This window comes from Bradyrhizobium sp. SMVTL-02 (genome assembly GCF_051853005.1).
GTDB lineage: Bacteria > Pseudomonadota > Alphaproteobacteria > Rhizobiales > Xanthobacteraceae > Bradyrhizobium.
Window position 1 is genome coordinate 8,244,546 of sequence record NZ_CP182469.1, and the last position, 20,440, is coordinate 8,264,985.

The 20,440-nt window shown below is 63.9% G+C and carries 17 protein-coding genes and 1 pseudogene; 5 read left to right on the plus strand and 13 right to left on the minus strand.

Annotation, left to right across the window (positions count from 1 at the left end; genetic code table 11):
- Positions 1 to 32 precede the first annotated feature (32 nt).
- Entirely contained in the window at positions 33 to 2,249 is a 2,217-nt protein-coding gene (locus tag ACNJYB_RS39445) for an acetate--CoA ligase family protein (protein ID WP_439371892.1), read from the plus strand.
- Positions 2,250 to 2,357: 108 nt separating this feature from the next.
- Entirely contained in the window at positions 2,358 to 3,179 is an 822-nt protein-coding gene (locus tag ACNJYB_RS39450) for an MlaD family protein (RefSeq protein ID WP_439371894.1), read from the plus strand.
- Positions 3,180 to 3,301: 122 nt separating this feature from the next.
- Here ACNJYB_RS39450 and ACNJYB_RS39455 read toward each other — a convergent pair whose 3' ends face one another.
- The 8 genes from ACNJYB_RS39455 to urtA form a co-directional block, all read right to left on the minus strand.
- Positions 3,302 to 4,342, minus strand: coding sequence for an aliphatic amidase (locus ACNJYB_RS39455; RefSeq protein ID WP_439371895.1), 1,041 nt, complete (start codon positions 4,340 to 4,342; stop codon positions 3,302 to 3,304).
- 43 nt (positions 4,343 to 4,385) lie between these two features.
- Positions 4,386 to 4,763 carry an FmdB family zinc ribbon protein gene (locus ACNJYB_RS39460; protein WP_439371896.1) on the minus strand — a complete coding sequence of 126 codons (378 nt, stop codon included), beginning with the start codon at positions 4,761 to 4,763 and terminating at the stop codon, positions 4,386 to 4,388.
- A gap of 109 nt (positions 4,764 to 4,872) precedes the next feature.
- Positions 4,873 to 6,102: a formamidase gene (fmdA, locus tag ACNJYB_RS39465; protein WP_439371897.1), complete on the minus strand. Its 1,230-nt coding sequence runs from the start codon at positions 6,100 to 6,102 to the stop codon at positions 4,873 to 4,875.
- Between the two features lie 27 nt (positions 6,103 to 6,129).
- Positions 6,130 to 6,819 carry an urea ABC transporter ATP-binding subunit UrtE gene (gene urtE / locus ACNJYB_RS39470; protein WP_439371898.1) on the minus strand — a complete coding sequence of 230 codons (690 nt, stop codon included), beginning with the start codon at positions 6,817 to 6,819 and terminating at the stop codon, positions 6,130 to 6,132.
- A gap of 179 nt (positions 6,820 to 6,998) precedes the next feature.
- Complete coding sequence (urtD, locus tag ACNJYB_RS39475) at positions 6,999 to 7,754, minus strand: urea ABC transporter ATP-binding protein UrtD (RefSeq protein ID WP_080133634.1); 756 nt, start codon at positions 7,752 to 7,754, stop codon at positions 6,999 to 7,001.
- A 172-nt stretch (positions 7,755 to 7,926) separates the two neighbouring features.
- Positions 7,927 to 9,069 carry an urea ABC transporter permease subunit UrtC gene (gene urtC / locus ACNJYB_RS39480; RefSeq protein WP_439371900.1) on the minus strand — a complete coding sequence of 381 codons (1,143 nt, stop codon included), beginning with the start codon at positions 9,067 to 9,069 and terminating at the stop codon, positions 7,927 to 7,929.
- Positions 9,070 to 9,086: 17 nt separating this feature from the next.
- A complete protein-coding gene (gene urtB, locus ACNJYB_RS39485; protein ID WP_439371902.1) occupies positions 9,087 to 10,013 on the minus strand; it encodes an urea ABC transporter permease subunit UrtB in 927 nt (308 codons plus the stop codon).
- Positions 10,014 to 10,145: 132 nt separating this feature from the next.
- Positions 10,146 to 11,345 (minus strand): urea ABC transporter substrate-binding protein, encoded by a 1,200-nt coding sequence (urtA, locus tag ACNJYB_RS39490; protein ID WP_439371903.1) that lies wholly within the window; start codon positions 11,343 to 11,345, stop codon positions 10,146 to 10,148.
- Between urtA and ACNJYB_RS39495 the strand changes: the two are divergent.
- Together ACNJYB_RS39495 and ACNJYB_RS39500 are read left to right on the plus strand one after the other, a co-directional pair.
- Positions 11,345 to 13,481 (plus strand): annotated as a pseudogene (locus ACNJYB_RS39495) (ATP-binding protein); the annotation flags it as partial. The gene urtA and the pseudogene ACNJYB_RS39495 sit on opposite strands and share 1 nt — an antisense overlap.
- Positions 13,465 to 14,391 carry a response regulator gene (locus ACNJYB_RS39500; RefSeq protein ID WP_439371905.1) on the plus strand — a complete coding sequence of 309 codons (927 nt, stop codon included), beginning with the start codon at positions 13,465 to 13,467 and terminating at the stop codon, positions 14,389 to 14,391. The pseudogene ACNJYB_RS39495 and the gene ACNJYB_RS39500, both read left to right, overlap by 17 nt.
- Before the next feature lie 244 nt (positions 14,392 to 14,635).
- Here ACNJYB_RS39500 and ACNJYB_RS39505 read toward each other — a convergent pair whose 3' ends face one another.
- Positions 14,636 to 16,138 carry a flavin-containing monooxygenase gene (locus ACNJYB_RS39505; RefSeq protein ID WP_439371906.1) on the minus strand — a complete coding sequence of 501 codons (1,503 nt, stop codon included), beginning with the start codon at positions 16,136 to 16,138 and terminating at the stop codon, positions 14,636 to 14,638.
- 125 nt (positions 16,139 to 16,263) lie between these two features.
- Positions 16,264 to 17,022 (minus strand): S1 family peptidase, encoded by a 759-nt coding sequence (locus ACNJYB_RS39510; protein WP_439371908.1) that lies wholly within the window; start codon positions 17,020 to 17,022, stop codon positions 16,264 to 16,266.
- 104 nt (positions 17,023 to 17,126) lie between these two features.
- On the opposite strand from ACNJYB_RS39510, the gene ACNJYB_RS39515 reads away from it, so the two are divergent.
- Positions 17,127 to 17,762 carry an HAD-IA family hydrolase gene (locus ACNJYB_RS39515; protein ID WP_439371910.1) on the plus strand — a complete coding sequence of 212 codons (636 nt, stop codon included), beginning with the start codon at positions 17,127 to 17,129 and terminating at the stop codon, positions 17,760 to 17,762.
- Between the two features lie 121 nt (positions 17,763 to 17,883).
- Here ACNJYB_RS39515 and mtnA read toward each other — a convergent pair whose 3' ends face one another.
- From mtnA to ACNJYB_RS39530, 3 genes are all read right to left on the minus strand, one after another.
- Positions 17,884 to 18,990, minus strand: a complete 1,107-nt coding sequence (gene mtnA / locus ACNJYB_RS39520; protein ID WP_439371911.1) for an S-methyl-5-thioribose-1-phosphate isomerase — start codon at positions 18,988 to 18,990, stop codon at positions 17,884 to 17,886.
- Between the two features lie 18 nt (positions 18,991 to 19,008).
- The gene (locus ACNJYB_RS39525) at positions 19,009 to 19,884 is read right to left on the minus strand and encodes an S-methyl-5'-thioadenosine phosphorylase (protein ID WP_439371912.1); all 876 of its coding nucleotides are present in this window, start codon (positions 19,882 to 19,884) and stop codon (positions 19,009 to 19,011) included.
- 250 nt (positions 19,885 to 20,134) lie between these two features.
- Positions 20,135 to 20,407: a phosphopantetheine-binding protein gene (locus ACNJYB_RS39530; RefSeq protein ID WP_439371913.1), complete on the minus strand. Its 273-nt coding sequence runs from the start codon at positions 20,405 to 20,407 to the stop codon at positions 20,135 to 20,137.
- Between the last annotated feature and the right edge of the window lie 33 nt (positions 20,408 to 20,440).

Here is a 20,440-nt window from a genome sequence, read left to right on the forward strand (position 1 = left end):
CACCAAATAAGAACAACAGGTGAGGTCACGCCATGGAAGCCCATGTGTCTGCAGCGTCCGCGTCCCGTCCATGGTCTCCGCCGCCCGACGCCAGCGACATCGTCAAGGGCATCCACGCCATGCTGCACCCGCACAACATCGTCCTGGTGGGCGCGACCGACAAGCCCGGCAATTATGCCGAGCGCATCTGGAACAATCTGGTCAAATACGGTTTCGAGGGCGGGCTTTATCCGGTCAACGCCAAGCGCCAGAGCATCTGGGGCGTCACCTGCTACAAGGATTTCGCCAGCCTGCCGGAAAAGCCCGATCATGTGCTGGTGCTGGTGCCGGCACGGTTCGCCGTGCAGGTGATCCGTGATGCGGCTGCGGCCGGCGCGCGTTCGGCGACCATCGTCACCTCCGGCTTCAGCGAGCTGCAAGATGAGGAGAGTCAAAAGCTCGCGACGGAATTGCAAGCCGCGATCCGCGAGACGGGCCTCGCCGTCACCGGGCCGAACTGTCTCGGCAATTTGAGTGCCGGCGAAAAACTCTTCACCAATATCGACGACCGCATAGTCACCATGGAACAGGGCGCGGTGGCGATCGCCGGGCAATCCGGCGCCATCGTCATGGCGATCCGCCAGGCGCTGGAGGATCGCGGCGTCGGCGTCGGCTACATGGTGACGACAGGCAATGAAGCCGGGCTCGAGACGCCGGATCTGATGCGCTATTTCGCCGAGGATCCCAGCATCAGGGCGATCGTCGTCTACCTCGAAGGCGTCCGCAACACCAAGGCATTCCGCGATGCCTGCAAGGCGGCGCGCGCCGCCAGCAAACCCGTGATCGCGCTCAAGCTCGGCGCATCCGAGGGCGGCCGCGCCGCGGCGATGGCGCACACCGGCGCGCTGGCGGGATCGATCGAAACCTTTGACGCCATCGCCACGCGCGAAGGCGTGATCCGGGTCGGCGGGCTCGATGAGTTGATCGAGACCACCGAATGCTTCATTCACGCAGCGGTGCCGAAGGGCGACCGGCTCGCTGCCGTCACGTTGTCCGGCGGCAAGCGCGGCATGCTGATCGACGCGTTCTACAAGGAGGGCCTGAACTTCGCGCCGCTGAGCCCGCATGTCAGTGCGGAGCTGGCAAAGATGCTCGGCCCGGGATCGATCGTCGGCAACCCGCTCGACGCCGGCTTTGCCGCGGTAGTCGATCCCTCCGTCTACATGAAGTCGATCAAGCTGATGATCGACGACCCCGACATCGACATCGTCATCGTCGATGCCGAGCTGCCGAAGGCTCCGCATGAGGTGCGCGAGCGGAACTTGCGCATCGTCAACGACATGGCGAGCCGGGCCGCCAAGCCCGTGATCTATATCAGCGCGATGTCGATCGGCTTCACCGAATTCACCAAGACCCTGCGCAAATCGCTGCCCCATCTCACGGTGATGCAGGGAATGGACCGCGCGGTGACCGCGATCAAGTCGCTGCTCGCCTATGCGAAGCTGCGCAAGGTGGTGCCCGAGATCGTCTCGGGCTCGAAGCCCGCCGCATGCGCGGTGCTGGAAAAGGTGCTGAACTCGGCGAACGGCGCCGCGCTGGACGAAGTCGCCTCGAAGAAGCTGCTGAAGGCCTATGGCATCCCGATTTCCAAGGAGGCGATCGCGCAGACGGCGGCGGAGGCGGTGAAGATCGCCAGGCAGATCGGCTTCCCGGTTGTCGCAAAAGTCGTCAGCGCCGAGATCCTGCACAAGTCCGATGTCGGCGGCGTGGTCCTGAACCTCTCCAGCGCGGCCGAGGTGAAGAAGGCGTTCGCCGACATCACCGCGCGGATGTCTAAGCTGAAGGGCAAGCCGAAGCTCGACGGCATTTTGATCGCGCAGCAGGTGAAGGCCGATCTCGAGCTCGTGGTCGGCGCCTCGCTCGACGCCGAGATGGGTCCGGTCGTGCTGTTCGGCACCGGCGGCATCGACATCGAGCTGATGAAGGACGTCGCGCTCGCCGGCGCGCCGCTGGACGAGACCGAGGCGCGGCTCCTGATCGGCCGCACCAAGGCCGGCATCAAGTTGCGGGGTTATCGCGGCAAGCCGGCCCTGCACGAGGCCTCCGCGGTGAAGGCGCTGGTCGGCCTGTCCAATCTGATCGCGGATGCCGGCGACCGGATCGCCTCGATCGACATCAACCCGTTCCTGATCAATGCCAGGACGGGCGTCGCGGTCGATGCCCTGATCGTTCTCAACAATGCTGCGGCAAAACGTGCCGCCAAGCATTGAGGTGCGTGCGGCGCCTCTAGGCGCTTCGGCGGGACGAGTCGTTAACCCGCCCGATGTACCATCGCGGCCTTCTTCCAACCATCTCGCTTTGGCCCTAAACTCTGCCTCATGGCACGCGCGAGCAATCTTGTGATCGGAACGGCGACGCTGGCGGTGATCGCCGTGGTGTTCGGCGGCCTGCTCGGCGTGCAGAAATGGCGCACCATCCAGAGCCGCAGCCAGCTGCGCGTGGTGTTCGAGGGCGGCTCCGCCAGCGGCTTGCGCCGCGGCGGCCCGGTGAATTTCGACGGCGTGCCCGCCGGCCAGATCCTGTCGATCAAGCTGGACAATCCACGCCGGATCGTGGCGCTGGTGATGCTCGACAACACCGCACCAATCCGCAAGGACACCGTCGCGGGCATCGAGTTCCAGGGGCTCACCGGCGTTGCCGCGATCTCGCTGATCGGAGGCGCGCCCTCTGCGCCACCGGTACCGCTGGACGCGGACGGCATCCCCGTGCTGACCGCCGACCTTAGCGATGCCGAATCGATCGTCGACACCCTGCACAGCGTCGACCGCTCCATCGTGAGCAACGCCCCCGCGATCAAGGAGGGCCTGCGCACATTCGAAGCCACCACCGCCGATCTCAGGAGCAAGGGCGGCGAGATCGACGCCGTGATGGCCAAGGTCGACAGCGCCTTCGGGGGCTTCGACAAGGCCGTCACGAAGATCGAGAGCGTGGTGCCCGGCTTCGTCGACGGCAAGGCCGACGAGCTGTTCGAGAAGGTGCAGGGGCTGCGCGAGCTGGCAGGCATGATGAAGAAAAAGTCGGCGAACTATATCGAGGACATTCGCCGCTCGCTGCTCGACGTCAGCGAGACCGCCAACAAGATGGCCGGCACGCCCCTGCCGCCACGACCACCGCGCCATCCCGAGCAGCAGAAGCGGTAGCCTTTTTCTGACCCTCCCTGCAGGGGCCTGGAGGGGGAGGGGTCGATCGCGCGCGGCGCGAGCGGGGACGCGCGCAATTGATCGGTGGCTGCAGTGGTCGCGCCGCTACATCCAAGACGGCCTTAGTAATTGCTGGCCGCCGCCTCGTTCGGGATGCCCTCGATCGGACACTCGTCGGTCCCCGGCGTCGAGCGGGTCATCGCCTCGACCATGTCGCGCGTGCCTTCGGGATCCTTGATCCAGTTCTTGTAGAAATCATACGGGCAGGCCGCGACGCCGCGCGGGCCGTCGCCGGAATTGATCATCCCGGTGTAGCCGCGGTGAACCAGCTTGTAGAGATGGTTCTGCGACTGGCCGTTGCGGCGCGCATCGCGGATCAGATGCTTCGAGAGCTGCGCGTACTGGATGCCGTAATCCTCCTCGCCGCACTCGCCGAGGGTGCGGCCGTCGAAGCCGATGATCGCGGAGTGGCCGAAATAGGAATAGACGCCATCGAAGCCGGCGGCGTTCGCGACGGCGACATAGACGTTGTTGGCCCAGGCCATGGCCTTGGAAATCATGACCTGCTGCTCCTTGGCCGGATACATGTAGCCTTGGCAACGCACGATCAGCTCCGCGCCCTTCATGGCGCAGTCACGCCAGATCTCCGGATAATTGCCGTCGTCGCAAATGATCAGGCTGACCTTGAGGCCCTTCGGGCCCTCGGAGACATAGGTGCAATTGCCGGGATACCAGCCTTCGATCGGTACCCATGGCATGATCTTGCGATATTTCTGCACGATCTCGCCCTTGTCGTTCATCAGGATCAGGGTGTTGTAGGGCGCCTTGTGCGGATGCTCCTCGTGGCGCTCGCCGGTCAGCGAGAACACGCCCCACACCTTGGCCTTGCGGCAGGCCTCGGCGAATATCGCGGTCTCCTCGCCCGGCACCACCGACGCCGTCTCGTACATCTCCTTGGAGTCGTACATGATCCCTTGCGTGGAATATTCCGGGAAGATCACGAGATCCATGCCGGGCAGGCCGACCTTCATGCCCACGATCATGTCGGCGATCTTGCGGGCATTGCCGAGCACCTCGGCCTTGGTGTGCAGGCGGGGCATCTTGTAGTTCACCACTGCGACGCCGACCGTGTCGTTGCTGCTGGAAATGTCACCGTGAAGCATGTTGAGCGCTCCTGTCTTTATTCGTGTGAAGTCATCGCGTGGATTAGTGGCTGATCATCCAGGGGCGCGCCGTCGGAAAACCCTTGGCGCCGCTCCTGGTCTTGGTCATCAGCCGCGCCGGCTTTTTTCTGTCCGGGGAGCTCTTGTCCTTGATCGTCTTGCCCGATGAGCAGCAGCCACAGCCGGGGCCATGCGAAGCCTTGTATTGCGCCAGCGTTTGCGGCGCGTGCGCGCTGCGTTCGTTGACGGCGTGCGCCTTGCGCTTATCCGCCGGCATGCAGAAGAAGTTCGGCGCGGTCAGCATCACCCGCGGCGCCATGGTCTCGCAGTGCGGGCAACTCTGCGGATCGTCGCATTCCGCCATCGGGCGGAGGTCCTTGAAGGGACCGCAATCCTCGCAGAGATATTCATAGACCGGCATCGCATCATCCTTTTAGTGTTGCTCAATACAACTCACGGCGACCGCTCGTGCGGAGACAGCCACTCACCCCGACCCTCTCCCCGTGAGAACGGGGAGAGGGAGCGCGGCGTCATTTGTCCGGCGAGATCGGCATCTGGATGTCGCCGGTGATGTGCTTGATCGGTCCGGCCGCCGACGGCATCACGTCGAAGTCGAAGATTTCGGTCGGCAGCCACAGCGTGGCGCAGGCGTTGGGTACGTCGACCACGCCGGAGATGTGGCCCTGGCACGGCGCGGTGCCGAGAATCGAATAGGCCTGGGCGCCGGAGTAGCCGAACTTCTTCAGATACTCGATGGCGTTCAGGCAGGCCTGGCGATAGGCGATGTGGACGTCGAGATAATGCTGCTTGCCGGCTTCATCGACCGAGATGCCTTCGAAGATGAGGTAGTCCTTGTAGTTCGGCGTGATCGGCGAAGGCTTGAAGATCGGGTTCTTGATGCCGTATTTGGCGACGCCGTCCTTGATGACACCGACCTTCAGATGGAGCCAGCCGGCCATCTCGATCGCGCCGCAGAAGGTGATCTCGCCGTCGCCCTGGCTGAAGTGGAGGTCGCCCATCGAGAGACCGCCGCCGGGGACATAGACCGGGAAGTAGATCTTCGAGCCGCGCGAGAGATCCTTGATGTCGCAATTGCCGCCGTGCTCACGCGGCGGCACCGTGCGCGCGCCCTCCGCACCAATCTTCACCTTGGCATCGCCCTTGGCGCGGCCGCCATGAGCGGTCGGCGCGAATGGCGGATTGGCAAGGCCGGGCACGCGGGTCGGGTTGGTCGAGATCAGCTCGGCCTCGCGCTTGTTCCACGTCTCCAGCATCTTCGGATCGGGCAGACAGCCGATCAGGCCGGGATGGATCAGGCCGGCAAAGTTGACGCCGGGCACGTGGCGCGACGAGGTGTAGAGACCCTTGATGTCCCAGATCGACTTCTGCGCCAGCGGGAAATGATCGGTGAGGAAGCCGCCGCCATTCTGCTTGGAGAAAAAGCCGTTGAAACCCCACAGGCTCTCCTTGAGCGGCCCGACGTCGAGCAGGTCGACCACGAGGAGGTCGCCGGGCTCGGCACCCTTGACGCCGATCGGACCGGACAGGAAGTGCACGATCGACAGGTCGATGTCGCGCACGTCGTCGGCGGAATCGTTGTTCTTGATGAAGCCGCCGGTCCAATCATAGGTCTCGATGATGAAATCGTCGCCCGGATTGACCCAGGCCACGATCGGGATGTCCGGGTGCCAGCGGTTGTGCACCATGTCATTTTCGTAAGCCGACTTGGTGAGATCGACCTTGATCAGTGTCTCTGGCATCGAGATGCTCCCCTTTACTACGGTTGGTTAGACGGACAAATATTTCGAGACCTGCGCGGCATCGACGGCGTCGCGCGGATCGTCGCGTACGATCTCGCCGTTCTCGATGACCAGAACGCGGTCGGCGATGTCTAGCGCGAAGCTCAGGACCTGCTCGGAGACGACGATCGAGAGCCCCTTGTCGTCGCGGATGCGCTTCAACGTGCGCGCCATCTCCTTGATGATCGAGGGCTGGATGCCTTCGGTCGGCTCGTCCAGCAGCAGCACCTTCGGCCTGGTCGCGAGCGCACGCGCAATCGCGAGCTGCTGCTGCTGGCCGCCTGAGAGATTCCCACCGCGGCGGCCTTTCATCTCCAGCAGCACCGGAAACAGCTCGTAGATATCCGCCGGCACCTCCGACCCGCCGGAGACGACGAGACCGGTCTCGATGTTCTCCTTCACCGACATGGTGGAGAAGATCATGCGGCCCTGCGGCACATAGGCGAGCCCCTTGGCGACGCGCTCGTAGCTCGGCAGGCTACCCAGCTCGGCGCCGTCCATGGTCACCGAGCCGCTCCTGGTCGGCAGGATGCCCATCAGCGATTTCATCAGCGTGGTCTTGCCCATGCCGTTACGGCCCATGATCGCGACGATCTCGTTCGGCGCGACCTTGACGTTGAGCCCGTGCAGCACCTCGCTCTGGCCGTAGGCGACGTGAAGATCGGAAATTGCCAGCATGATGCGCTCCTAGGCTCGGTGCTTCTTCACCTCTCCCCACCGGGGAGAGGTCGCGCCGAAGGCGCGCAGGTCTCTCGAGGGAGTGAAACCCCTCACCCGAATTGCTGCGCAATTCGACCTCTCCCTATGGGAGAGGTGGGCCGTCATTGCCGCGGCGGATTCGATCGAATTCATCATCGTCAGTGCCCCAGATAGACCTCGACGACCTTCGGGTCGTTCTTCACCTTCTCCATGGTGCCCTCCGAGAGGATCTGGCCCTGATGCAGCACGGTGACCTTGTGCGCGATGTCCTCGACGAACTTCATGTCGTGTTCGATCACCAGCACCGAGCGGTTCTTGATGATGCGGTTGAGCAACTCGGCGGTCTTGGCGCGCTCGGACACGCTCATGCCAGCGACGGGCTCGTCCAGCATCAACAGGTCCGGGTCTTGGATCAGCAGCATGCCGATCTCGAGCCACTGCTTCTGGCCGTGGCTGAGCAGGTCGGCATTCATGTGCAGCCGGTCCTTCAGGAAGATCATCTCGGCGACCTCGTGCACCCGGTCGCGCACGGCGGCATCGCGGGTGAAGGTCAGCGCACCGAACACCGAGCGGCCACGCGGATAGGAGATCTCCAGATTCTCGAACACGGTGAGATCATCGTAGATCGACGGGTTCTGGAACTTGCGCCCCACCCCGGTCTTGACGATCTCGTTCTCCTTCATCCGCGTCAGCTCCTTGCCGCGGAACTGGATCGAGCCCGACGTCGCTTTGGTCTTGCCGCAGATCAGGTCGAGCACGGTGGTCTTGCCGGCCCCGTTGGGCCCGATGATGACGCGGATCTCGTTCTCGTCGACATAGAAGGAGAGATCGTTGACCGCCTTGAACCCGTCGAACGACACGGTCAGCGCTTCGACGGCGAGCAGGAATTCCTTGGGCTGATGACCGACGAGCATGACCTATCTCCTCATTGCCAGCGTGGCATCGGCATCGTGATGACCGACGAGCATGACCTATCTCCTCATTGCCAGCGTGGCATCGGCATCGTGATGACCGACGAGCATGACCTATCTCCTTATTGCCAGCGTGGCATCGGCATCGTGGGGACCTATGAGCATGACGATCTCCTCACTCCGCCGGGGCGCCGTCGGCGACCGAGCTGTCGGTCCAGCCCTCGGGTTTCGATTTGCGCGAGGCGATCAGGCGATCGATGCGCGGCTGCACGTAGTCGCCCCAGATCCCGGCGAGGCCGTTCGGGAACGCCAGCACCACGGCGATGAACAGGCCGCCGAGGCCGAACAGCCACAATTCGGGGAAGGTTTCCGACAGGCTGGTCTTGGCGAAGTTGACCAGCAGCGTGCCGTAAATCGCGCCCAGGATCGACAGCCGTCCGCCGACCGCGGTGTAGATCACCATCTCGATCGAGGGCACGATGCCGACGAAGGACGGCGACATGAAGCCGACATTGAGCGCGAACATGGCGCCGCCGATCGCGGCGAAGACCGCAGCGATGCAGAAAGCGAAGATCTTGAAGTTGGCGACGCTGTAGCCGGAAAAGCGGACGCGGTCCTCCTTCTCCCGCATCGCGACCAGGATACGCCCGAGCTTGGAGTGCCGGACGAACTGCGCGATCATGATGCAGGCGAACAGGCAGCCCACCTCGAAGAAGTACAGCACGATCTTGGCGTGGTCGGGCCGGATGTCCCATCCCTTCAGCGTGCGCAAGTCGGTCATGCCGTTGATGCCGCCGGTGTAGCCCTGCTGTCCCACGATCAGGATCGTCATGATGGCCGCGACCGCCTGGGTGATGATGGCGAAGTAGGTGCCACCGACCCGGCGCTTGAACATCGCGGTGCCGATGATCAGCGCGAAGATGCCGGGCACGAGGATGATGGCGGCGATGGTGAAGGTGAGGCTGTTGAAGGGTTTCCAGAAGAACGGCAGCGCCGTGATCTGATTCCAGTCCATGAAATCGGGGATGCCGGGGGTCGACTGGATCTTGGTGTTCTCCACGCTCGATGCCTCGAGCTTGAGGAACATCGCCATGCAGTAGCCGCCGAGCCCGAAGAACACGCCCTGGCCGAGGCTCAGGATGCCGCCATAGCCCCAGCAGATCACGAGGCCCAGCGCGACGAAGGCGTACGTCAGGTATTTGGCGACCAGATTGAGCCTGAAGACGTCAAGGGTGAGCGGCAGCACCACCACGAGGAAGGCCGCGAGCACCAGAATTCCGATCAGCTCCGATCGATTGAAGAACCGATTGTCGGTCATAACATCAGCCCCATTTCTCACTTGCGGACCTTGAGGGCGAACAGCCCCTGCGGCCGCAGCATCAGGATTCCGACCACGGCGAACAGCGTCAGCACCTTGGCCATCGAGCCCGACATGAAGAACTCGAGGGTGGATTGCGTCTGCGAAATCGAGAAGGCCGAGGCGATGGTGCCGAGCAGGCTCGCGGCGCCGCCGAATACGACGACGAGGAAGGTGTCGACGATGTAAAGCTGGCCGGAGGTCGGCCCGGTCGAGCCGATCATGGTGAAGGCGCTGCCGGCGATCCCGGCGATTCCGCAACCGAGGCCGAAGGTGTAGCGATCGACCTTCTCGGTGTTGATGCCGACGGCACCGGCCATGATGCGGTTCTGCACCACGGCGCGCACCTGGCGGCCCCAGCGCGATCTAAACATCACATAAGCGACGGCGATGGTGATCAGCACGGTCAGGCACATCACGAAGACGCCGTTGATCGGCACTTCGATGCTGTCGGTGACGTGCAGCGATCCGAGCATCCATTGCGGCAGCTCGACCCCGACCTCGCGCGCGCCGAATACGGAGCGATAGGCCTGTTGCAGCATCAGGCTGAGGCCCCAGGTCGCCAGCAGCGTATCGAGCGGGCGCTTGTAGAGATGCCGTATCAGCACCCATTCAACCAGCATTCCCAGCGCACCCGACGCGAGGAAAGCCAGGATCATCGCGAGGAAGAAGTAGCCGCCGAACAGGCCCGGCATGTAGCTCTGGAACAGATTGGAGGTCATCCAGGTGACGTAGGCCCCGAGGATCATGAACTCGCCATGGGCCATGTTGATGACGCCCATCTGGCCGAAGATGATCGCAAGCCCGAGCGCCATCAGGACGTAGACCGAGAACAGGATCAGTCCTGCGAAGCCCTGCATGACGAAGATGGAGCCAAGGTCACCAAGCGAGTAGTCGCCGAACATCGATGTCCTCCGTCGGGGAAAGGGCCCCGCGTCGCGATGCAGAGTCACGACGCGGGGGTCTTGGGCACGGACTTGCGATCCACGCCAGGGAGCGGTTTTGCCTTGAGGGGAAAGCGCGAGTTATGCCGCTGCTTACTGGTAACCCTTCGGGAACGGATCCGGCTCGACGAGATCGGCGGTCTCGTAGATCAGTTCGAACTGGCCATCGAGCTTGGCGCGGCCCACGCGGGTCTTCGACCAGAGGTGATGGTTCTCGTGGATGCGCACATAGCCTTCCGGCGCGCCCTTGAACTCGACGCCCGGTGACGCCGCCGCGATCTTGTCGACGTCGAAGGAGCCCGCCTTCTCGACCGTCAACTTCCACAGCCACGGGCCGAGATAGGCAGCCTGGGTGACGTCTCCGATCACGGTCTTCTCGCCCCATGCCTTCTTGAACGCGGGCACGAAGGCCTTGTTGTTGGGATTGTCGAGCGACTGGAAGTACTTCATGCAGGCATAGGCGCCCGCGATGTTCTCGCCGCCGATGCCGTCGATCTCGTCCTCGGTCACCGAGATCGTCAGCAGCGGCTGCTTGGCGAGGTCGATGCCGGCGGCCTTGAGCTGCTTGTAGAAGGCGACGTTGGAGCCGCCGACGACGTCGGTGAAGATCACGTCGGGCTTGGTCAGCTTGATCTTGTTGATCACCGAGTTGAACTGGGTCGAGCCGAGCGCGTAGTACTCCTCGCCGACGACCTTGCCCTTCAGCACGTTCTCGACGTGCTTGCGCGCGATCTTGTTCGAGGTGCGCGGCCAGATGTAGTCGGAGCCGATGAAGAAGAAAGTCTTGGCGCCCTTCTCCTTGGCGATCCAGTTCAGGCCGGCGAGGATCTGCTGGGTCGCTTCCTGGCCGGTGTAGATCACGTTCTTGGACTGCTCGAGGCCTTCGTAAAAGGTCGGGTAATAGAGCATGCCGTTGTACTGCTCCATGACCGGCAGCACCGCCTTGCGCGAGGCCGAGGTCCAGCAACCCATGATGGCCGCGACCTTGTCGTTGACCAGCAGCTTCTTGGCCTTCTCGGCGAAGGTCGGCCAGTCGCTGGCGCCGTCTTCCTGAATGAACTTGATCTTGCGCCCGAGCACCCCGCCCATGGCGTTGATCTGCTCGATGGCGAGCTTCTCGGCCTCGATCGAGCCGGTCTCGGAAATGGCCATGGTGCCGGTAGCGGAGTGTAGGATGCCGACCGTGACTTCCGTGTCGGTGACCGCAAGACCTGTGGTGTTGACCGCAGAGGTCGCCGGGGCCTGCGCGAAAGACGCCCGCGGCAGCATCGTCATGGCGGGCACGGCCGCCATTCCCATCACCGATCGCGTGGTCGAATTTCTTCTCACGCCTGACCCACAGCCATCCCGGCCGCGTGGTCTGGCTGGTATTCAACGTCACCGATCGCGGCGTTCTACGGCCTGTTCGGGCCGACCATGAAGGCGCTGGCCGCCTTCGTCGCGCTGACGGTCGCCTTCGTCACCGCGCCTGTCATCGCCTGGCTGACGGACGGAAAGTTTTACATCGCGCGCAAGCCGAAGCGAAGCTGGGCCAATATCGAGGCGATCCAGTGCTGTATCTGCGAGCATAGCTTCGAGCCGGAGGACACCACCTCCTGCCCCGCCTATGCCGGTCCGATCTGCTCGCTATGCTGCTCGCTCGACGCCCGCTGCCACGATCTCTGCAAGCCGCATGCGCGGGCGCAGGTGCAGTTTGCCGAGGCGCTCGGCAAGATTCTGCCGCAGCCGATCTATGCGCGGATCAACTCGCAGTTCGGCCATTACGTCGGCGTGTTCCTCGTCTCTGCCGGCCTCGTCGCGCTGGTGCTGGGGCTGATTTATCTGCAGACCTCGGCGAGCGTGCATGGCGAGAACATGCTGGTCTCCAACGTGCTGTGGAAGGTGTTCTTCTCGCTCAGCATCATCATCGGCGTGGTGGCCTGGCTGTTCGTGCTGGCGCAGCAGAGCCGCCGCGCCGCCGAGGCCGAGACGCGGCGGCAGACCGCGCTGCTGATCCAGGAGATCGACGCTCACAAGCGCACTGACGCCGAGCTGCAGCGCGCCAAGGAAGTTGCCGAATCCGCCAACCTCGCCAAGAGCCGCTACGTCGTCGGACTCAGCCACGAGCTGCGCTCGCCGCTGAATGCGATCAGCGGCTATGCGCAGCTGCTCGAGCAGGACTCGACGCTGAGCACCAAGCCGCGCGACCAGGTCCGCGTTGTCCGGCGCAGCGCCGATCACCTCTCCGGGCTGATCGACGGCATTCTGGATATCTCCAAGATCGAGGCGGGGCGGCTGTATCTGTCGCGCGACGAGGTGCGCCTGAGCGAATTCCTGGACCAGCTCGTCGGCATGTTCCGCCTCCAGGCCGCCGCCAAGGGCATCGACTTCGTGTTCAGACGTCCCGCGCATCTGCCGGCCGTGGTCTATGCCGACGAGAAGCGGCTGCGCCAGGTGCTGATCAATTTGCTCTCGAACGCCATCAAATTCACCCAGACCGGCAGCGTGCAATTCGTCGTGCACTATCGTAGCCCCGTTGCCGAGTTCGAGGTGACCGACACCGGCCCGGGCATCCGGGGCGACGATCTCGAGCGGATCTTCGCGCCGTTCGAGCGCGGCGCGCTCGGCGTTGCGCAGCCTCGGACCGGAACCGGCCTCGGCCTGACCATCAGCCGGCTGCTGGCCGGCGTCATGGGCGGCGACATCAAGGTCACGAGCACGGTCGGCACTGGCTCGACGTTCAAGGTCAAGATCCTGCTGTCGGAGGTCACCAATCCCCGACGCATCGCGCCGGTGGAGGCGCCGGTCTCCGGCTATCACGGCGCGCGCAAGACCATCCTGATCACCGACGACGACCCCGTGCATCGCGATCTCCTGCGCGAGGTGCTGACGCCGCTCGGCTTCATCTTGCTCAGCGCGCCCGACGGCGCGGGATGCCTGGCACTGGCGCAACATTGCCGGCCCGATCTGTTCCTGCTCGACATCTCCATGCCGGCCATGGACGGCTGGGCCGTTGCAGAGGCGCTACGCGCCAGCGGCCATCACCAGGCGCGCATCCTGATGGTCTCGGCGAGTGCGCTGGAAGCCCACGGCACCCCGCTGGCGCAGCCCTTCCATGACGGTTATCTGATGAAGCCGATCGACATTCCGCGGCTGCTGGAGACGGTCCGCCAGCTCCTCAAGATCGAATGGCAATACGGCTCTGAAGAGATCGCGGTGCCTTTCTGGCGGCCCGAGAGCGGCTCACGGCCGCCGGCGCGGCACATCGAGGCGTTGATCGGGCTCGGCCAGATCGGCTACGTCAAGGGCATTCAGCTCAAGCTGGACGAGCTCGGCAGCGAGCACCCGGAGCATGCCGACTTCGTGGCGCAGATGCGGTCGCTGGTCGACCGCTTCGATCTCGACCAGTACATGACCACATTGAAGACGTTGCATGCTTATGAGCATTGAACCAAAGAAGCGCGACGTCGCGCTCGTTGTGGACGATTCGCCCGAAACGCTGCGGCTGCTCACCGATGCGCTGGACGGCGCCGGCATGACCGTGATGGTGGCGCTCGACGGCGCGAGCGCAATGCGCATCGTCGACCAGATCACGCCCGACATCGTGCTGCTCGATGCCGTGATGCCCGGCATCGACGGTTTCGAGACGTGCCGCCGCCTCAAGCGCGATGCAGGCCTTGCCAATGTTCCCGTGATCTTCATGACGGGGCTTGCCGAGACCGAGCACATCGTGCGCGGGCTCGACGCCGGCGGCGTCGACTACGTGACCAAGCCGATCGTCGTCGAGGAAATGCTGGCGCGCATCCGCGTCCATCTCGGGAACGCCCGCCTGACCCAGAGCGCACGCGCCGCGCTCGACGTCTCCGGCCGCTTCCTGTTCGCGGTCAATCGGCAGGGCCATTTGCTCTGGGCGACCTCGCAGGCCCAGAAGCTGCTGGCCGACCATCACGGCGCGCAGGCCGACGACTTCGTGCTCCCGCCACCACTGCTGCAATGGCTGGAGCAGGCCAAGGGCAAAGGCGGATCGAAGTCGCAAGCCGCGTCCCTGCCCGACAATCCGCAACTCCGCTTCTACTACATGGGCGAGACCGCGCCGAACGAATTCCTGCTGCGGCTCTCCAAGGAAGCCGGCACCGCGCTGCCGGCCGAGTTCACCAGCGAGCTCGGTCTTACCACGCGCGAAGGCGAGGTGCTGGCCTGGCTCAGCAAGGGCAAGACCAACCGCGACATCGCGCAGATCCTGGGATTGAGCCCGCGCACGGTCGACAAGCATCTGGAGCAGATTTACTCCAAGCTCGGCGTGGAGAATCGCACGGCGGCGGCGGCGATCGCGGCGAATGCGACGCGGAGGAATACGTAGCTCGCAGTGAGGGTGAGTTGGGACGCGCTAGCCCGGCTAAAAGTGTCGTCCCGGGCAAGCGCAGCGAAGCGGAGCGCAGATCCGCGACCCCTAACCACAGGGAGTGGTTTCACGAAGATTCGGGGTTGCCTGTTCGCTCTATAACCACTGCCTGGGAGTATGGGTCCCCGGTTCGCTTCGCGCCCCGGGACGACGGCGGAGTGTGCGGCGATCGCGCCCGCCACACCCACCGCCCCACACCACATCACCCGTACACAAACGCCTTGTCGTCCAGATCCGTCTTCGGGATCTCGTCCTTCTCGGTCCAGTAATCCTGGCTGTGCTGCCATTCCGGCTTGTCGCCACGCTTTGGCAGCAGGTTCATGTTGCGCATGATGTAGCCGGGGTTGAAGTTTTCCGGATCGATCCAGGGCAGGATCGGCATGTTGTGGTCTTCGGGACGTAGCTTGACCTCGACCTTCTTCTTGCCCATGGCCTTCATGTGGCCGAGCAGGCGGCAGACGAAATCGGCGACGAGATCGACGCGCAGCGTCCAGCTGGCGCGGAAATAGCCGAACACCCAGACCATGTTCGGCACGCCCGTGAACATCATGCCGCGATAGGTGACGGTGTCACCGAAGGCGAGCGGCTTGCCGTCGATCTCGAAGGCGATGTCGCCGAGGGCCGAGAGATTGAAGCCGGTCGCCGTGACGATGACGTCCGCTTCCAGCAGCTTGCCCGATTTCAGCTGGATGCCGTTCTCGACGAAGCATTCGATCTCGTCGGTAACGACGGAGGCCTTGCCGCTGGCGATGCCCTTGAACAGGTCGGCATCCGGCACGAAGGCGATGCGCTGCCGCCATGGACGATAGCTGGGCGTAAAGTGTGTCTCGACATCATAGTCCGGCCCGAGCACCGCGCTGATCTGGCCGATCAAGTCCTTCTTCACCTGCTCGGGTTTGGCCAGACAGAGTTTTGTGAACGCATCCTGCTCGAACAGGATCTTGCGGCGGACGATCTCGTGGATCCAGGCCTCATCGACCTGGAGCCGGCGCAGCTCCTCGGCGATCTCGATGGCGTTGCGGCCGAGACGGAAATAGGTCGGCGAACGCTGCAACATGGTGACGTGCGCGCAATCGTCCGCGATGTTCGGCACCAGCGTTGCCGCGGTCGCACCCGAACCGATCACGACGACCTTCTTGCCCGAAAGATCGAGATCATCCGGCCAGGTTTGCGGGTGGACGATGCGGCCGTTGAAGCGGTCCATGCCCTTCCATTCCGGCGTGTAGCCTTCCGAATGGCGGTAATAGCCCTGGCACATCCAGAGGAAGTTTGCGGTAAAGGTCTTTGCCTCGCCCGTATCCGTGGTTGTCGCCTCGATGGTCCACAGGTTCTGCTCGCTCGACCACCTCGCCGAATTGATCCTGTGCTTGTAGCGGATGTGGCGGGCGATATCGTTGTCGTCGATCACCTCCTTCATGTAGGAGAGGATTTCCTCGGCGGTCGCGATGGGCGGCCCGACCCAGGGCTTGAAGCTGTAGCCGAAGGTGTGGAGGTCGCTGTCCGAGCGGATGCCGGGATAGCGGTGCGTGCTCCAGGTACCGCCGAACGTCGCCTGCGTTTCGAGGATGACGTAGCTCGTGCCCGGAAGCTGCTTTTCGATGTGATAGGCGCTGCCGATGCCGGAGATGCCGGCGCCGACGATCAGCACGTCGAAATGTTCAGTGGCCTGCTTGGTGGTGGCGTGACTGCGAACCGCGACATTCATTGCTGCTTCTATGCCTTGCTTGCTTTTGTGGCCGCCCTCGACCGGACGGCGCGTTTCCTCCGCGACGGGCATGGTCGCCCATCGCGCTTCCGCTTCAAAATGACATAGATCAAGTCGCGGTCAAATCACAGCGCTGCACCCCAGCTCCGCGCGGTCTGCAAAATCCAGTCGCGATAGAGCGTGAGCGGCGTGACACCGGTCAGGCCGCCGCAGCCGGCGGCACCGTTCGGTCCCGTCGACCAGCTGATGAGCCCGACGAGCATTGCGCCATTCGGCTTGTCCTCGAACACCGGACCACCGGAATCGCCGGTACAGGCGCCAATTCCGTCGCGAACTCCGTTGGTTACGGGATCGACCAGCCGGATCTGCAGCGTTCCGGGCTGGCCCGTGGCAACGAGACCGGCGACACGCGTGGCGCCGCCGCTCTTGCCGTCGCCGCGCACGCTGACGCCAATACCGGCGATGACGAAGCGACTGCCGACCTGAATCGGAATATTAGGCATGCCGACCGGCACCGTCGATTTTCCCTTCAGTGGAATTTCCAGTTGCAGCAGTGCAACGTCGGCCGTGGCGCGATGGGACTGCATCGCCTGCATGTTGAAGTTCGGATGGATCGCGACGGTGCGAACGTTCAGCAATTGCGGCGCGCCGTCGGCACCGCGATCGACGATCTTGTAGTCCGCGCCGGGCTGCACGCAGTGCGCCACCGTCAACACCAGTTTTGGTGCGATCAGGGTGCCGCTGCAGAAATTGCCGCGCGAGCCGACGATGGTGACGACGGCGCGCGCGACGCCATCGGCCTGCGGCGTGCCGCCCCCGACGATGGCGTAAGCGGGCGTGGCGAGCAGCAGCGCGGCTGCGATGAACGTGGCAGGCTTCTTCATGGGAACACGCTTCGGCATCGGTGACGGCGGCGAATTGCTTCGGGCTGGCCCTTGCCGATAGCGCATGCTAGCTCTCTTGGAAAGGAATTGACGAGGGCAGGACCTTGGCGATCGAGGCGGTGATCTTTGATTTTGGCGGCGTGCTGACGAGCTCGCCCTTTGAAGCGTTCACGCGGTTCGAGACCGAGCGCGGCCTGCCCATCGACATCATCCGGCGCACCAACGCCGCCAACCATCTGGAAAATGCCTGGGCCAAATTCGAGCGGGCCGAGGTCGACATCGAGACGTTCGATCAGCTATTCGCCGAGGAATCCCGCGCGCTCGGCGCCGAGGTCCGCGGCCGCGACGTGCTGCCGCTGCTCCAGGGCGATCTGCGGCCCGAGATGGTGGAGGCGCTGAAGCGTATCAAGGCGAAATTCAGGACGGGCTGCATCACCAACAATCTGCCGGCCAACGCCATCGGCAGCATGACCGGGCGCTCGCTTTACATTGCCGAGGTGATGGTGCTGTTCGATCACGTCATCGAATCCGCCAAGATCGGCCTGCGCAAGCCCGACCCGCGGATCTACCGACTGATGGTGGAGACGCTGAAGGTCGATCCGAGGAATTGCGTCTATCTCGATGATCTCGGCGTGAACTTGAAGCCCGCGCGGGAAATGGGCATGACCACGATCAAGGTGACGAGCGGGGCTGAGGCGATCGCGGAGCTCGAGAAGGCGACGGGATTGACGCTGAGCTAGCGCGTCATACTCCGTCATTGCGAGCGCAGCGAAGCAATCCAGACTGTCTCCGCAGTGGGATTCTCGATTGCTTCGCTGCGCTCGCAATGACGGCGTGGGAGCATCTCGCCCGGCGAACTGACTACTCCGCCGCAATTGCGATCCGCTCGGGAAATGCAGCCGCCAGCGAGGCGCGGTCCGGCTTCAGCACACCGCGTTCGGTGATCAGGCCCGTCACCAGTCGCGCCGGCGTCACGTCGAAGGCGTAGTTCGCGACCGCCGATCCCTCCGGCACGATCCGCACCGTCTCCAGCCTTCCATCCGCGGTGCGGCCGGTCATGTCGGTGACCTCCACGCCGCTGCGCTGCTCGATCGGGATATCCCTGATGCCGTCATGGACCGCGAAATCGATCGTCGGCGACGGCAGCGCGACGTAGAACGGCACGCCGTTGTCATGCGCGGCGAGCGCCTTCAGATACGTCCCGATCTTGTTGCAGACATCGCCATTGGCGGCGACGCGGTCGGTACCGACGATGGCGAGATCGACCATGCCGTGCTGCATCAGATGCCCGCCGGTGTTGTCGGCAATGACCGTGTGCGGCACGCCGTGATGGCCGAGCTCCCAGGCGGTGAGCGAGGCACCCTGGTTGCGCGGCCGCGTCTCGTCGACCCAGACATGGATCTTGATGCCGCGCTCATGCGCGAGATAGATCGGCGCCGTCGCCGTGCCCCAGTCGACGGTGGCGAGCCAGCCGGCGTTGCAATGGGTCAGCACGTTGACCACTTCGCCCGGCTTCTTCGCCGCAATCGCTTCGACCAGCGCTAGGCCGTTGCCGGCAATGCCGCGATTGATCTCGACGTCCTGCTCGACGATCTCGTCGGCGCGTGCATAGGCCGCTTCCGCCCGTTCAACGGGATCGATCGGCGCGAGCGCGGTGCGCATCTCGTCCAGCGCCCATTTCAGGTTGATCGCGGTCGGCCGCGCCACGACGAGCGTGTCGTAGGCGCGCTTCAGGCCGGCGTCGGAGGCATCCTCGCGCATGGCGAGTGCCATACCATAGGCCGCGGTCGCACCGATCAGCGGCGCGCCGCGGACCAGCATGTCGCGGATCGCAACGGCCGCCTCCTCGCACGAGGTCAGGCGCGCGATGATGAATTCATGCGGCAGCCGGCGCTGATCGATCGCGCCAACCGACCAGCCGTCGCGCTCGCGCCAGATGCTGCGGAAATGCTTGCCCTCGACCTTCATGGCATTCTGCCTTTCGTATCACGCCCGCAGGATGCGCCCCGCCACCGCATCGAGCTTCTTCAGGAGCTCGGGATCACGGGCCTCGGGGGCCGTGATCAGCGCGGTGTCGAGCGCGCGGTCCGAACCGATCGGGCACGGCTCGTGCTCGCGCGGCAAATCCTTCGCCAGCCGCGCCACCAGCGCCTTCGCCTTGTCGGCGTTCGAGGTCAGCACGCGGATGATGTCCTGCACGGTGACGGCATCGTGATCGGGATGCCAGCAGTCGAAATCCGTCACCATCGCGACGCTCGCGTAGCAGATCTCGGCCTCGCGCGCGAGTTTTGCCTCGGGCATGTTGGTCATGCCGATCACCGAATAACCAAGCGTCTTGTACGTCATGCTCTCCGCACAGGTAGAGAATTGCGGCCCTTCCATGCAGACATAGGTACCGCCACGCGCGATCGCGATGCCCTCGGCTTCGGCGGCCGCTGCGAGATGGATGTGCAGCCGCGGCGAGACCGGGTGCGCCATCGAGACATGCGCGACACAGCCGCGACCGAAGAACGAGCTCTCGCGCTTATGGGTGCGGTCGACGAACTGGTCGACGAGAACGAAGGTGCCGGGCGGCAGTTCCTCTCTGAAGGAACCGCAGGCCGAGAGCGAGATCAGGTCGGTGACACCGGCCCGTTTCAGCACGTCGATATTGGCGCGGTAGTTGATGTCGGAGGGCGACAGCCGGTGGCCCTTGTCGTGCCGCGGCAGGAACACGATCTGCAGGCCGGCGATGGAGCCGCGCCTTAAGGGCGCCGACGGCTCGCCCCAGGGGCTCTCGATCACCTCTTCGCGCGCGCCCTCGAGACCCGGCAGGTCGTAGATGCCGGAGCCCCCGATGATGCCCAATACCGCCTGCGTCATACCCGCTCCACCCTGTTCGCCACGTGCGACATGGTTAAAGCTATGCCAGTTTTGCGGCGGTTTTGGAACGGGGTGGTGAGGGGATGGCGTAGCTGTGAAAAGCCAGCACCCATACCGCGAGGTCTATCGACGGGGCACTATATCAATCCCCAACGACGAAACTTCGCCAAACTCCTCGCTGGGTAATCGCGACGAGCGCAAGCGCTCGTGCGGAGGTCCTGGCTTTCGCCAGGACGACCCCCGAGAATGATCAAGCCGCAGTCGCGAGCCGCAGCTGCGTCGCGACCATCCGCTCCAGCGTCTCGACCGATTGGAAATTCTCAGGGGTGATCTCGGACTGCGGGATGGTGAAGTCGAACTCCGCTTCGACGCCGAGCATGAGATTGACCATGTCCATCGAGGTCAGGCCGACGTCGACGAGCTTGGCCGACGGGGTGACATCGGCGGACAGCGAGTTTCGCGCGAGGATGCCCTTCACCAGCTTGATGATGCGATTGCGCAATTCGGGTTCGAAGGCCTGCATCGGTAAATTCCATCTGTCTATGAAAGGTCCGGC

Coding starts and splice junctions, on each gene's coding strand:
- ACNJYB_RS39510 (WP_439371908.1), bottom strand. CDS start 17,022: ATGAAGAAGCCTGCCACGTTCATCGCAGCCGCGCTGCTGCTCGCCACG.
- ACNJYB_RS39450 (WP_439371894.1), top strand. CDS start 2,358: ATGGCACGCGCGAGCAATCTTGTGATCGGAACGGCGACGCTGGCGGTG.
- ACNJYB_RS39530 (WP_439371913.1), bottom strand. CDS start 20,407: ATGCAGGCCTTCGAACCCGAATTGCGCAATCGCATCATCAAGCTGGTG.
- ACNJYB_RS39505 (WP_439371906.1), bottom strand. CDS start 16,138: ATGAATGTCGCGGTTCGCAGTCACGCCACCACCAAGCAGGCCACTGAA.
- urtC (WP_439371900.1), bottom strand. CDS start 9,069: ATGACCGACAATCGGTTCTTCAATCGATCGGAGCTGATCGGAATTCTG.
- urtD (WP_080133634.1), bottom strand. CDS start 7,754: ATGCTCGTCGGTCATCAGCCCAAGGAATTCCTGCTCGCCGTCGAAGCG.
- ACNJYB_RS39460 (WP_439371896.1), bottom strand. CDS start 4,763: ATGCCGGTCTATGAATATCTCTGCGAGGATTGCGGTCCCTTCAAGGAC.
- urtE (WP_439371898.1), bottom strand. CDS start 6,819: ATGCTGGCAATTTCCGATCTTCACGTCGCCTACGGCCAGAGCGAGGTG.
- ACNJYB_RS39525 (WP_439371912.1), bottom strand. CDS start 19,884: ATGACGCAGGCGGTATTGGGCATCATCGGGGGCTCCGGCATCTACGAC.
- fmdA (WP_439371897.1), bottom strand. CDS start 6,102: ATGCCAGAGACACTGATCAAGGTCGATCTCACCAAGTCGGCTTACGAA.
- ACNJYB_RS39455 (WP_439371895.1), bottom strand. CDS start 4,342: ATGCTTCACGGTGACATTTCCAGCAGCAACGACACGGTCGGCGTCGCA.
- mtnA (WP_439371911.1), bottom strand. CDS start 18,990: ATGAAGGTCGAGGGCAAGCATTTCCGCAGCATCTGGCGCGAGCGCGAC.
- ACNJYB_RS39500 (WP_439371905.1), top strand. CDS start 13,465: ATGCTTATGAGCATTGAACCAAAGAAGCGCGACGTCGCGCTCGTTGTG.
- urtB (WP_439371902.1), bottom strand. CDS start 10,013: ATGTTCGGCGACTACTCGCTTGGTGACCTTGGCTCCATCTTCGTCATG.
- ACNJYB_RS39445 (WP_439371892.1), top strand. CDS start 33: ATGGAAGCCCATGTGTCTGCAGCGTCCGCGTCCCGTCCATGGTCTCCG.
- urtA (WP_439371903.1), bottom strand. CDS start 11,345: ATGGCGGCCGTGCCCGCCATGACGATGCTGCCGCGGGCGTCTTTCGCG.